Origin of the sequence: Ensifer sp. Root954 (genome assembly GCF_001429005.1) — a bacterium.
GTDB lineage: Bacteria > Pseudomonadota > Alphaproteobacteria > Rhizobiales > Rhizobiaceae > Ensifer > Ensifer adhaerens.
Genome location: NZ_LMJM01000003.1, coordinates 53,524 through 67,433 on the forward strand (window position 1 = coordinate 53,524; position 13,910 = coordinate 67,433).

The following is a 13,910-nucleotide window of genomic DNA, read 5'->3' on the forward strand; positions in this document are numbered from 1 at the left end:
CGCCGACGCGGCGACACCTTCTACTTCCTGAAACACTTATCGGCCGACGGTGGAGTATCGTGTGCAACGGCTCCTGCGGATGGAGACGAAGGGCTAGATCTGCTCCGGACGGGAGCGCCTCCATCGGCAATCTAGATCCAAGGCACGCGAATATGGACCGCTCCCCGGCTAGCGCTTCGATCCCTCTCGCGTCATCGGCAATTCCTTTCGGCTTCAGCATCAGCCTGATCAAAAAGTACCAGGCAAAACCTTCCGGTCTTGCCTGGCACATTCAGCCCCCATGAACTGGATCGATAGAACTCAGGAGGCCCCAAGACCGATTGGCTGCACAGTTCCGACGGAGTTCGGCACCAAGGGGCGCCGTCTCAAGACCGGGGTCGGGAACAGTGGGCCCAGATTTCGTGGTCTGTAGAGCTGCTGCATGCGCGCCGTCGGGTCGTCGTTGGGAGAAAAGAGGGCCATCCGCCCATAGCGGTCGATAACGCTTTGATGGAGAGACTCGTTGATCGTACGCAGAAAGCCTCCTTCATCGCGCGGCCGGTAGAGCGTCTCGTAGTAGTCCACCTTGAACGGCTTTTCGCAGATCTGCCGAAAAGTCGGCGTCAGCCGATCTTTGAAAGACCAGCCTGCGCGCGAATCGTGGTGGGGAGCATATATGTCGAGCTCTTTCGGCAACATATCCCAGTCGATGACCAATCCGCAGGCCTGCGCTTTTTCGGCCATCCAGACCAGCGGAATGTCGGCCAGCGAACGATCAACATAGCCGCCGCCAACGTCGCCATGACTGCCTGCGAACCAGACCTGTTCAACGGTCCGGCCCGACTCTTTTTCTGGGGCGTCGCCGGTCCAAAGCGTCGGCACGAACTCGTCCCTCGCCTCGTCGATGGCCATTGCGTGATAGGCGTGACGCGTTATCCGAGATGCCGTGGTGTTGTGAAAGCCGTATTCCCTTCGGTTGAAGGCACTGAACATGTGGCTGGGCACCCCGAGCGCTCCGACCGTGTCCCAGACCCCCAACATCGTGATTTCAACATCGACATGCGCGTCCGTCGAATACTTCTCCACGAAATCCTCGGGCGACCGTTTCTCGTAATTCCGGTAGTAGTGCCAGGCGTTGCGCAGATCCCCAAGCCGTTGACGCTTGAGAAGCCCGCATGAAGCGACCAGTCCTGCAAGGCTGCGGGCGGAAAAGGCCCCGCGCGAGAAGCCAAAGAGATAGATCTCGTCGCCCGCAACGTAATTTTGGGCCAGGAACATGTATCCAGAGCGAATGTTCTCATCGACGCCGGTGCCGATTGCGCCATCCAGGATGCGTTGAATCTGCAGGCCGGACGATCCCACGCCGCGCAGGTAGAGGACCGACTGCGGAATACCACCTGTATCCTGCTGGCATGCGCGAATGGAGCGTGCGATCAGCGCGACATTCGTTTCGGAACGGGCACTGTCGGCGTCGTTCCAGGTTCCGTCGAAACAAACAACCAAGCGTTTCATCTCTTTTTTCCTTTATGGCCCTGATGTGCGTTTCCCTGTTGTCTTGGCGTGAGCAGCCGCGGTTCTCACGCGGCCGGCGCTTCAAGCCCGCCCCGAAGGGCGCGGACCCATTTTTCAACCTTGCCCATCACGCCCCAGCCGCTGATCGCGGCAAAGACAGGGAAGGCGGCCGTTACAAGCTCGCTGCCGAGCCCTCCGCCAGCATGCGTCGCCGCCGCTGTGGCGCCCGCGTTCGCCGCACCCTCGATCAAGGGTGCAGCGATCGCCGTGACCGGCGCCAGCTGCGGGAAGAAGATTGGCAGAAGGGTCGTGGCGAGCATGCCGATGGCACCTATCGCGGTCTTGCGGCCGTCGAGCGCATTCCCGAGCGTCTTTCCGAGCGCACCGTTGACCGGCGTCAGGTCAGGGTCGCTGACCGATGCGAGCGGGTCCGGTTTCGCGCCATTCAGGACAACGCCATTGATCGTCGGTTGGGTGACAAGTGCCCGCAAGACATCGACCAGCCAGGTCATGTCGCCCTGGTTCGCGGGCTTGTGTCCGCGCGACATCGCAGCGAGCGCGAGGATCTGTTGCAGCAATTGTGCGGGGTTCGCCTCGGTCGTCGCCGGAGCCGGTGCCGGCTGCGTGATAACAGGCATGGTCGTTTCCTCCTGTGGGACATCGTCCTGATCGACGAGCAAGTAGTAAAAAGTCTCCTGTCCATGCTTCTTCAACAGACCGTCTACGAGGGTCTTGAATTCGTTCCACTGATGCGGTGGGACCGTCTGGCAACCGAGGCTGGAGGTGGACGTGACGCCGCCGCGGTGGAGATTGATCCAGAAGCGGCCATCCTGCGAATCCGTATCCTCACCGGTTTCATCACGAATGACCGTGCAGTCGCTGTCCTGCCGGAAGGCGGGATAGGGTCCGTTCTTGCGCCCAAAACCGTGTAGACCGGGTCTGTACCGGATCGCCTGGCGTGGCTTCAGCCGCGCGATACCACGACCGAAACGGCTGGGGTCCGTATTGGCGTTGAAGTTGTGGACACCGCTCGGCTCGACGATGAAGATCGCGTCGTCGTAGACGCCGCGATCGTTTGCGCTCTCCTTGCCCATCGAGTTGAGGTAGTAGCCGCGCACGGCGACCAACGTCACAGCGTCATCACGCCCCTCTTGCGGGATGAGGTTTCTAAACTCCTGAAGCACGGTGTTCGTGAGCGCGGCGGATTGCTTGGGCCGGTTGAGCGGGAGAAGCTGCGAGATCGGATTGGCCAGCAGTTCTTCGGTGGTCTGTTCTTCTTCCGAGTTCGGGGCACCCCCGAGGAGCGTCTCGATCTGGTCGGCGGTGAAGATTTCGTCCGGGCCGCCCCTGCTCTCCAGAACGCGGATCTTCGGGCTGCCATACTCTCCCTTTGCGAACATGGCTGCTTCACGCTCGCGACGCGCAACCAAGCCGTCGAGCACCTTGCCGTTGCTCTTGTTCCAGCGCGCAAATTCGGCGGCCGCGCCAACAGCGTCTCCGGCATTGAGCTTCTGCGTCAAGCCTGCCTTCGATATCGCGCCCGTATTGAAGTGCCACGACACAAGGGCATCGAACTGATGCTGCGCCAGCGGGGTCCTGACGGCTGCCTGAACCTGCGCCTCGAACTTGGCAAGATCGGTGCGGAAGATGTTGATCGCCTCCGTCAGGGTGATCGTCAGGCCGGAGCGGGGAACAGGTGGACCGGCCGCCGCCGTATGTCCGGCGCCGATCGTCATGGTTCCTGTGCCATCGTTGTAGGCTGATAGGACGATTGCCTCTTCGGCGAGCATGGCGCATATGCCGCGTACACTTGTCTTCACGGAAGCCTCCCATCGTTTTTGTAGCGCGCTGTTGCCCGCTAGTTCTGCCGCGGCTGATGGTCGGTTTACTGTGCGTTCAAGTTGGCACGGTCACGCCACGCGGGACCTGCCAATCGCCCAGACCAACGCCAGGGCATGTCCAACCGCCGTCGGGCTCTGCTTCACATTGGGACAGGGCCGTCAGATGGTCATCGGGTTTCGTATGCAACACTATGGAAAAGATCCACCTCGTTGAAAATTCAACGAGAAACGTTCACTTTGGCGATAAAACAAGGATATCCGTCGGATTTTCGGACGAAAATCCCTGACATTTATTATCGGACATAGCCTTTGACTGAATTTATTCAGCCAGCCTTCCGATACTTTACATGACGATTGGTGACGAACCTGTTCCACATGTAACAGTTAATGCCAAAATGGCTGGTTATAATGTTCAAGGATATACGCGATAGCTCGATTTTAGAGCGGGGCAGCCATGAGCGCCATAGTATATGCCATCGCAAGCATCCCACTGGCTGTGCTGCTTGCCCTGATCCTCAAACATCTGAAGATTGGCGAGAGCACCACCTTCATCGCGCTGCTTCTGCTCCCGCTCGGGGTCTGGGGCATCGCGTCTGGGACGATCAGCGAGTTGTCCGCGGGCGGTGTCGCACTGACGTTTCGCGAGGCCGCTAAATCCGAAGTCAAGCTATTGCCCCTTACGGATGTCGTCGAAAATTTCCAATCGATTGAGAAGGAGGGCGTCGCAGCGATCGAAGGCTTGACGCGCACCCTCACGCCGGGGCGACCGGTAGCGCTTGTCCTCCATCTTGGCCGCCCGGGTTACTACGCCCCGTCGGCCGTCGTCCTCTACCTTCAGGCACTGTCGAGCTTTGATCCGGAATTGACGTTGGTGGTCACGGACGCGGATGGGAAATTCGCCGCGGCCGCCGACGGCCGAGCGGTGATCAATTACCTGTCGGGCCAGAACGGTTCTGAGACCCAGGCACGATTCCGCGAGGCGCTCGACGCGCCCGACGCCGGCAAACTTCTTGAGCTACCAGGGTTTACGAAGGAAGCGATCGCAGCCGACGCGACGAACGCCGAAGCGCTCACAAAAATGGATCAGCTGGCACGCAAAACGCTGGTTGCCCTGGACCCCGAGGGCCGCCCCAAGGGGTTGGCCAAGCGGGATGCAATCGTCACGTATCTTCTGGTTCAACTGACGACCGATACCGCCAAGACCCCTTGAAGTCACCTACGACCAGCCGGCTCAAAAGATCGGAGATCAGCGTCCTGCTGTCCCGGTGCATCGCCGTGATCTCGCTCGACGTTCCGATCGTCACCTCGGACTGCCCCGGACGTAACTTCTGAGGGTCCGGATCACGTCGTCGAAGCTGGAAAACGGGCAGTCTGGACGGACCCGGCACACAGGTTTTGCATGCCCAAAAATGCGGGAAGCGGACCGGTGTCCCGCTCCGCTTCGCTTACCTGACAGGGACTCGAACCCGGTGGCACCACAAAATCATTGCCATAAGAGCCAGGAAACACAATCATACAACGAAAATCGGCGTCAGGCCATCCTTAGACGCTACGCGTCAGATTGTTCTGGTCGACGAGCGGCCAGGACGGCGTCACCTTCCAGCCACGGATCCCCGGTCCCTCGATCAGGTTTTCGCGGAACACCCAAAGGTGCGGATCCTCGTCGCCGAACGCGACGACCGAAACCAGGCGGATGCCCATCGTGGCCATCGAAATCCGGTTCTCCGCCACCAGCACCTGGTGACCGATGAAGCCCCAGATGCGGATGCCCTGCGCAAAATACCTGCTGAAATTCGGCCGGGTCGACAGCGCCATCTCGTTGCCCCGGATGCGCAGGGTATCGACATTCCCGACAAGCACACCGTAACCGGCATAGGCTTGCGCGTAGGGCGCCATCAACTCCATGCGGTTGTCGTCGATCGACACCGATCTGGCCCGCACATTCGCGTTGCGCATGTGGCTGACCGCCACCCGCACCCCCACCTGGAAGGCGCGGATTGCATTGCCCCGGATCGCGACATTGTCCATCCGCCGTCCACCGCAGACGATGCCCTGCGCCCCCAGGCTGACCGAGTTTTCCTCAAGCCCCTTCAGCCAGTTCTGGACCGATCCCAGCCCGGCGCGGAGCTCGGCATCCTCCAATACCTTCTTCGCCAGGCCGTAGCTCAGCCCCAGAAGTTCGTCTGCATTTGCGATCTTGGCAGCCGAGCCGCTGCGGGAAATGAGCGTCGTCCAATCCTTCTGGCTGAAGGCACTGTCGAAGGCGACGACCTGCCCGTTCGCCTCGACCACGACCTGTCGCTCAGCACCCGATCTCGCATCGAAGCGCTGCACGACCGGGTCGCTCGAAACGAGGAGCGTGGTGCGCACCTTCGTATTGTCCAGCCCCTCACCATGGGTGCCGAACGAGTCCCCAAGCCGCTTCAATTGCTTGCGAAACACCGGCATCCGGTCGGGGTTCTCTGCCACGGAGGCGACGAGCCCCTGCGCCCAGCGACCGAACGTTTCCTGGTTCTTGAGGTCCGCCGCGGCGGGCGGGTTTGTAGCGACCAGCGCGTCCCAGTCCTTCTGCGGCACTGGACTGTCGAAGGTCATGCGCCATTCCTTGACGCCAATCTCCTTGAAGCCGGTGCCCCGGCCGACATAGCCCTTCACGGGGCGGGTGATGAAGCTGTTTGCGGTCGTGGCTAGCCAGACCTTGTCGGAAAGGAACGCCTTGATGTTGAGCGAGCCCTTGCCCGGCTTGGCGGTCAGGATGTTGCCGGACACATCGACGTCGACGGCATCGGTCACGACGATCCCCTCCTGAAGGTTGCCGACCGTCAGACTGTTGTTGGCGATCCGAACCGATTGCGTGACCCTCAAGCTCTTCAGCGTCTCGCTGTAGCCCCGGACCGTCAGGCAGGTGCGCTCGGTCGAGGTGCCGCCGCCGCAACTCAGCGTGCAGCCATGCACTTCAACCGCGTCGCAGTGACCGAAGTCCAGCGTGCCCTGACGGTGGATCTTCCGACCGGGATCGACCGCGCTGTTGCTGTCGGGCGTTGCAAATTCAAGCCCGCTGACCACAACGCTGGCGCAGGCTGCAAAGGCGATGGCCGCCTCCGTGCGATAGGCCAGAATCTGGACGGTCCCGGGCCCGGCGCCGCTGATGCGGATATGACCAAGACCGGTCATCTCAACGGTGCGCCCGGTGGTGTAGGTGCCCCTGGCAAAACAGATCGAGGCATTCTCGCCCGGCTGGAGCCCCTCCAGCCGGGCCACCCAGTCCTCACCCGGCTGGATGACGATCGTGGTGCAGCCGACATGCTGGAGCCCCGCCAAAGCCTCGATAGCCTTCTGCACCGTATTGGCGAGCGCAAGCGCGGGCGTATTGGCCGGGTTGAAACTGACGTGGGTCGCACGCGCGAGTGTCGCGTTGAAGCTGATGGGCGCATGGGTCGGTGTTCCGGCGGCATCCAGCCGCTGGGCAAAGACGCGCTGCACCCTGTTCGTGCCATCAAGGCTAAAGGTAACCGACGCCACGCCGGTGCCATCGGTGGTGGCCTCTTGGGTTGGCATGCCGTTACCAAACTGCCCGGCCCCCTCCGCAACGGTAAAACGGATCGTCTCTCCCTGGACCGGTTTATGGCCGCGCACCACCGCGACGGAAAGCTCCTTTGGTAGAGGTACCAGGGCGGCCGCATTCAGGGGATCGTCCAGGGCCTCTTGCCCGTCGCCGCCGGCGTAGAGCACCTGCTTGGCGCGGGTAATCGGCGGGAAAAGCGGGCGGCAATCTTCGGCTACGGTCCAGGCGCCGGCACCGTCGAGCACGAGCCAGGCGAGCGCCGCATAGTTGCGCCGCGGTCCTTCTGCAGGTTTCGGCAACGGTTCGCCGGTGACCGGATTGCGTGGCCATTCCACATCGCCGGACACGGCGCGCGCCGGAATGATCCAGTGATCGCCGGGTTGATACTGACCGGCTTCGAAGCGGATCTGGACACCATTCTCCAGATCTGCCCAATCGGCCGCGGCATCGTCCACCTGCGCCGGAAGCCCGCCTTCCCAACGGGTGACGAATGCCTCCGCCGGAAGCTTGTCTGTGTCCGGGAGACCGTTGTTGAGGAGTGGCGCAAGCGTGAGCGGATCGCGCAGTTCGGCAAGCGAGACGCGTTGGCCGACCACCTCGTCGATCCGGGCGAAGAAGCCAGGCGCCTCCCCATAGATCGCCGCCTGATCGCGGATCTCGATCCAGTCGCCCGCCTTCAACGCGGTCATCTCATCACGGCCGATGCTGTCCACCACCAAGACGCCTGCGTCGATCTCGCGGTATCGCGTGCGGTGAATGGCATTCTCGCGCGACCATTTGTAGAACGCCGCCGCCTCGTCGCCAGCCAGATGGATCTCGACGCGGAAGAGAAAATTGTCGAGACTGCGGTAGCCCGCGGCGGGCGGAAGGTTGCAGGGGCCGGCGCTAAGGTCGGAAAGCTCCGCCCGCGCGCGCATCTCGCCCTGCGCACGGTCGGCAAGGACGGGATCGAACCCCTTTGACAGCGCCGGGCAGGTCAGGTCGGAAGCCTGGTATCCAAGCGCCAGGAGCGCCGCGCGCGCGACCAGCTGGACTTGCCAGATGGTCCGCTCACGATAGGCCGTATCCGGCCCGTCGAAAGCCACCTCGCGCAGCAGCGGTTCATCGAGTGCGGTCACGATCAGATCTGTGGACTTGAGCACGGCCAGGTAGTCGCCGGCCACCGCCGGAAGCGGCGTGCCTGCCCCATATGGTTGCCGCTGGACTGTTGCCGGCCGGAAGGCGCGGGTCACGGCATCACCAAGGGCTGGCGTGGTACGGAAGGTCCGCACGCCGTTCGCATCCTCAGCGAAGTTGCGCACCTTGACGAAAACGCTCAGGCCCGCCGGGTCAGTGCTCAGCACGTCGTCGTCAGCCAGCTCCCCGCCATCGTCGATCCGCCAGACCGCATTGCCGCCGGTGCCCGACTGACGGGTCAGCGAAAAGCCAAAAGGCCAGCGCAGCACATGGCCCACACCTGCCACGTATCCGGTACCAGGGGTGATCACCAGCGTTCCGGTCCCGGCATCCGGGATCAGTCCGAAGCCCGCATCGTCCTCCGGAAAGCCGGCGGGGCCGATGATATCAGCCGCCGTCTCCCGATCCGAGGCGCGCAGGATGTCGCCCTGTTCGTTCCAGTCGGCATCGGTGAACAGGCGGCCCTGCTGCATCCCCACAAGGCTGAAATCCTTGACAGGATCGAAGGTCTTTCTCGAAATATCGCCGGTCATGGCAGGCCTCCTAACTCATGTAAATGAAGCCCGGAACAAGGCCGAATGGCGCAAATTCCTCGATGGCATCGCGGATGTTGGCGCGGCGGGCGGGGTCGCGGTTGGCGTAGCCCACTCCCATCTCCATGCCATCCTCGGCCCCTTCGAGGATGGCCTGTGGCGTGCGCAGGCTTAAGAGTCCGAATTCGGGATCCTGAAAACGGGTCGAGACGAAGACCGGCCGCGGCTTGGGGTCGTCGCTCGCACGCGGCACGCAGCGGTAGCGGCGCGGCAAGACCGAGGTCTCGTCGACATAGCAGAACCGGACGCAGCCGCTCTGCCGGTGCTCGACGGTGATCCGCCCAGTGAGGATGCTGTTTTCCGCCTGCAGGCTGCGGCAGGTGGTGCGGCCAAGGACGGTACTGCCGCTGCAGCTCATGTCCATGAGCGGCACGCGCAGCACCAAGGCGCCAGCCCCTGCCCCGCCGCCACCGGCGCTCTGATCCTCCCCGATGATCGATCGCGTGATCTCGATCGCGCCTGTCGCCTGCGGTAGCTCCACCTTGCCGACAATGCAGCGGTCGAGGACCAGGCCCATCCTGGCATTCTCGGTGGTGGCACGCACCGAATAGTCCAGCGCCGCGCCCGAGGCGCCGACCGTGCAATTGTAAAGCCGGAGTGCCCCCAGATCGCCCCCAGGCCGGGCGGTGAGATTGCCGGTGATCACCAATCCGTCGATCACCAGCGAGCCGGCCGGGTCGTCGCCCGCATCCGCCGCATCGATCATCGCCGGCGCCAGAACAAGAGGCCGCCGGTGCATCGGCGACAATTGGCCCGCAAAGCGGCGACGCACCCCGCCCGGCTCCTCCACCACCGGCCAGGCGGCAGCCACAATCGCCAGCGTTGCGCCTTTCGGCAACGTGATTGCATGGGTGGCGTTCAACGCCTCGACATAGGTGGCGTTGTCCATCACCGCGATGATCCCGCGCGAGCCCGCGGTGGCCTGGGCATTCCAGCGGTCGACCGCATCGCGCAGGCTCGCGACCACCGGCCCACCCTGAAGCGGGTTGTCGGTCACATGGCCCGCCACCTTCGTCACGCCGATCTGCCAGGGCGGCGCCTCGCCGGGCACTACGAGATCGGGCAGCCATTTCTCAAGGCTCGACCGCCGGTCATAGGCGCCGCCGCCGATATCGAAGGGCTGCCCGGTGGCAAAACCGGTCTCGACCGCCTTGCCCTCGTCCGAAGCGTGCAGCGAGATCCGGCCGAGCTCAGGGTCGATCATCACCGTGCCAGCCACGGCCGGCCGCCGCCAGGTGCCGTTTTCGGCCTTTTCCAGATTGCAGCAGAAGAGCTTTTCAGGCGACACCTCCGCGCCGTCCAGACGCACCCGGAACGGCGGGCTTTCCTCAAACCAGCGGCCCGGAGTGGCGCCGTCTGCGCGGGCAGCGTTGAGCGCGGCGAAGACCTCATCACGAGACAATGTCGCAGGCACGGTGCGCGCGGTCATCCGCGCACCCACGCTCAGGTCGGCCGCCGGGCGGTTGACCAACGGCAGGTCGCGTCCCAGCGGATCAAAGGTCAAAAGCCCCGGATCCGGTGCATCGGGACGCGGAACGGCCCCGCCCAGGTACCCAGCGGCTGGATTTTCCACAGGCCAGATCGGTGCCGCCGCGCGCCGCCAAATGAACAGCCCCAGATGCGGAATGTTGTAGCGCCCGGAATAGGCGCCCGGCTGCCCGGCGGCCGGCGAATGCGCCATCGTTGAGAACGGCGACCGGCTGGCGCGGCAGCGCGCGGTGTTGCGCAGGTCGGCAAAGCCCGGTGCAGCCGGTCGCACATGGTTCATATGCTGCGAGGTCGCAAGCCTCTGGAAGAATTCGACCGCCACCACCGACCATCCGGACACTTCGCGCGCCACCTGCTCGATCGCCGCGGCGGTGCCTTTTGCCTGCCGGTTGCGCAGCACATTGGCGACGTATCCGCGCAGAAGCCCTATCTGGTCGGACCCGATCTCGCGCATCGGCCGGGCGCCGATCAGCGCAGCGATGTAGGGCAGTGCCCACGGCTCGCAGGTCTCGACGAACCAGTCGTCGTAGAGCTGGTCTATGTCGCGCTCCAGGATGACCAGCTCCTGTGCCATGATCTCCATCAGCGCCTGAAGAGCACGACCCTCTTCGGCATCGCGCGTGCGGAAATGGCTGGGCAGCCGTTCGAAAAGGTTGCCGGTCGCGCGATTATACATTTGCGGTCTCCATCATCGTCAGGCTGACCGCCGACGGCAGCACGGTCAGCAATTGCGCCGGGGCAAAGTCGTGGCGCTGCCCGCGCTGGCCCGGCCCGACGGCTGGGAGCGAGGGCAGCACCGAGGACAGATCAGCAGCCACAGAACCGGTGGTAGAGCCGTCGAGCAGCACCTCGAGCGCGTCGAGATCGACCGATACGACACCGCGCGCCCGATGCAGCGCGGCAATGACCTCGGCAGCACTCACCGATTGGGCGAGCTTGCGCGCGTCGTAACCGAAAAGCGCCTCGATCTGCTGGCGCGCCCAGAGCTTGACGTCCTCGGCGCGGTAGGTCGGATCGGGATAAATCTTGGCCGTCAGGGCAAAGAACCGGCGCGCGTAGGGTTGCAAGATCAGGGGACGTGCAGGATCGCGCGCCTTGGCCATTGCATCGGCAAGGTTGGACATCAGCGGATCGCTTGCCGTGAGCTCGGCGTCCGCTTCAGGGGCCACCGTGACATGGATCACCTTGTTCTGCCCTGACCACAGCTCGCACGCCTGGGCCTTGCCGATGCCGGCAAAACTACGCGCAAAATCGGCGTAGTCGGTGAGCGAGACGATGCGCCCGAGGGTCTTGACCGTGCCCGGTGCGGTTTCGCGCGCGCTATCCAGCGTCTCGGGATCGGCCGAGCCTGTTGCGGGCGACGGGTTCACCACTGCGCGCACACCGAGCGGCCGGGTTCTCAGCTGACTGATCGCCTCTTCCGGCACTTCGCCGGCGCGGCCGATGCCGCTGCGGTACTCCGCCTTTACGTTCAGCAAGCCGGTGGGCAGGCGACGCCCGGTCCGGCCGTCACCGAAGCGCACATGCGCCTTGCCGTCGTCGGACAGGCGCACCTCGTAGACGGGGTCCTCCGGCCCGGCCTGGCCCAGTGCCGTCACCTCCTGCCAGAGCGCACCGTCGATACGGATCTTCAGGGTCGAGGCGCGACCGGCCTCGTTTGCGGCTGAAACGTAAGTGAGCGGCGGCTTCTTCAGCGTGAAGGTCTGGAACGTCAGCCGGGCGTCGCCATTCCCGAGGTCTTCGGCCACCGCCTCGCCATGGGTGGCGAGCGCGACATTTGCGTTGATGCGCACGGTGGTGCGGTCATAGGGCCAGGCGGTCTCGCCGGTCAGCACCAGCCGCGTGATCCCGTCGATATGCTGGACCTCGTCGATGATATGGGTCTCGCGCCCGGTGATGCCCTCGGCATCGTTGCGTGCGCCGGAAAGCGAAACGGGCCGTCCGCGTTCGAGATCAAGATAAAGCCGGTCCAGCTCGACCGAGGTGGACCTGTGCGGCAGCTCCGGCGACAGCGGCACACCGGCAAGCGGAAGATGCGCGCTGACCGCATGGATCTGCGAACCCCGAAACAGGAAGGAATTGTAGATTGTGGTCGAGTCGGTGCCGCCGAGCTCCAACAGTCCGCCATTGGCGGTGCGGAACCCCACGCCGGTCGACTTTCCCGTGATTGCGTAGTCCGCCCGTGATTCCGCCGCCGCATGCACGACCCGCAAACCGAGAGACCCGCCCGCGGCGTTCTCGATGATCGCCCAGCCGTTGGGCTGCAATTCCTTCAGCTCGCGGTCGAGGTAGACGTGGGAGGCGCCCTTGTCGATGTACTTTGCCCCCATCCCGTCCAGCCAGATCGTGTTGGGTGATCCGCCCGTGGCCCCATCCCAGTTGTGGGTATAGGGACCCTTGTCATAGGTCCCATCGGCCTTGGTGCCATAATTCACCGTGGCGTGGAGCGGCGCAGTACTGCCGAAGAACCCGGAACTGTCGCGCATGACATGCAGGCCGAGTGCCGGCACCTCGCCATCGTCCTTCTCCGGCGGCGGCAAGACCAGCAGGCGAACCAGCGTCATGATTTTGGCGCGCTGCCAGGATTGGGATTGCACCAGCGCCGAGAGCCCGTCTCCCGACCAGGTCCGGCCGCGCACATGCGTCTCGATCGCCTGAGTGCCCAGCGCGATGCGCATCGAGGGCATGATGCCGATCAGCAGTTTCGCGAGCCGGAAGGGCGGTGCGCGGCGCACCTTCTCGGGCGCGTGGCCGCTGCGCGTCAAAACGACTTTCGTCAGGCCGAAGGCTCGGTCCTCGGTGGCCGATACCACCCGCATCGGTATGACCGTGACCGGCGCGCCATCGCTCGCCGCCTGCGCCACCGCCAACAACCGGGTGCCCTTGCGCAGGTTGAGCCCGAGCCCCGTAAGGCAGACCTCGTTCACCGGCAGCGCGTAGAGCACCGGGTCGATCTCTTCGTTCGTTTCGTTGTCCTCGATACGTTTCGCCAGCGCGGCGGGCAGATCGAGCCGTCGGGTCATCGGGTGGTAGTGTTCCAGATCCGCCTCGGCAGCAATGGTAACGAGGTCAGGATCGGCCAATGTGGCGTCGTCGAAGGAGTTGTCCAGATCGAAGAGGTAGAGCGTGCCGTTGGCTGTGTCCCCATCACTTTCGAGGTTGTTGTAGAGCACCAGGTTCTGAGGACGCTCGGTTCGGGCGTGAATGTTGTTCCATTCGGCGCGTGCGGTGATCTCTTCGACCGTTTCGAAGATCTGCGGCAGTTTGCCCTTCTCGTGCGGAATCGACATCGCCTGCACACCGATACCGATCTGGACCACGCGATAGGGATTGTCCGTGTCCTCGACCGAGAATGCCAGATGGGCGCTGGACGCCACGCCGGGGGCGAGCTCATAGCCGATCATCCGCGCCAATTCGAGCACCGAACGGCGCTGGGTGGCGGTCCCGATGAAACCTTCGTTGGCGATGCGCTCCGAATAGAAGGACACCACGTCGCAGGCCATGGCCCAGGCGTCGAGTAGGCTGATCGTCGGATCGCGAAGGTCGCGCGTCCTCAACGCCTCCATTGGCTGGAGTTCGGCACCGGTCTCCGGGTCTATCACCCCGTGTCGCGGCAGAAGATGCAGCATTCGCGCCAGCGCCTCGGGCTGGGTCGTGATCCGGTAATCCACCTGTGAAAGCCCCGCACGGTTGGCAGGGCGATACGGACCGAGGTCGATGCCGCCACACGGCGAGCTTTTGTCGCGCGTTGCCATG

The 13,910-nt window shown here is 63.7% G+C and carries 7 protein-coding genes; 1 reads left to right on the forward strand and 6 read right to left on the reverse strand.

Going from position 1 to position 13,910, the window contains the following annotated elements:
- Positions 1-300: 300 nt before the first annotated feature.
- Together ASE71_RS04165 and ASE71_RS04170 are read right to left on the reverse strand one after the other, a co-directional pair.
- A complete protein-coding gene (locus ASE71_RS04165) occupies positions 301-1,491 on the reverse strand; it encodes a DUF2235 domain-containing protein (protein WP_060519108.1) in 1,191 nt (396 codons plus the stop codon).
- Positions 1,492-1,556: 65 nt separating this feature from the next.
- On the reverse strand, positions 1,557-3,311 hold the full coding sequence (locus ASE71_RS04170) for a lysozyme (RefSeq protein WP_060519107.1): 1,755 nt from the start codon (positions 3,309-3,311) through the stop codon (positions 1,557-1,559).
- Positions 3,312-3,786: 475 nt separating this feature from the next.
- Between ASE71_RS04170 and ASE71_RS04175 the strand changes: the two genes are divergently transcribed.
- Positions 3,787-4,542 (forward strand): hypothetical protein, encoded by a 756-nt coding sequence (locus ASE71_RS04175; RefSeq protein WP_060519105.1) that lies wholly within the window; start codon positions 3,787-3,789, stop codon positions 4,540-4,542.
- Here the strand turns inward: ASE71_RS04175 and ASE71_RS37560 are convergent.
- The 4 genes from ASE71_RS37560 to ASE71_RS04190 form a co-directional block, all read right to left on the reverse strand.
- Positions 4,493-4,720, reverse strand: coding sequence for an enoyl-acyl carrier protein reductase FabMG (locus tag ASE71_RS37560; RefSeq protein WP_082566337.1), 228 nt, complete (start codon positions 4,718-4,720; stop codon positions 4,493-4,495). The two genes, ASE71_RS04175 and ASE71_RS37560, sit on opposite strands and share 50 nt — an antisense overlap.
- A 154-nt stretch (positions 4,721-4,874) precedes the next feature.
- Positions 4,875-8,606, reverse strand: a complete 3,732-nt coding sequence (locus tag ASE71_RS04180; RefSeq protein WP_060519103.1) for a DUF6519 domain-containing protein — start codon at positions 8,604-8,606, stop codon at positions 4,875-4,877.
- Between the two features lie 10 nt (positions 8,607-8,616).
- Positions 8,617-10,830, reverse strand: a complete 2,214-nt coding sequence (locus ASE71_RS04185; RefSeq protein WP_060519101.1) for a hypothetical protein — start codon at positions 10,828-10,830, stop codon at positions 8,617-8,619.
- Positions 10,823-13,909 carry a putative baseplate assembly protein gene (locus tag ASE71_RS04190; protein WP_060519098.1) on the reverse strand — a complete coding sequence of 1,029 codons (3,087 nt, stop codon included), beginning with the start codon at positions 13,907-13,909 and terminating at the stop codon, positions 10,823-10,825. The genes ASE71_RS04185 and ASE71_RS04190 overlap by 8 nt, the downstream gene beginning before the upstream one ends.
- Position 13,910 lies beyond the last annotated feature (1 nt).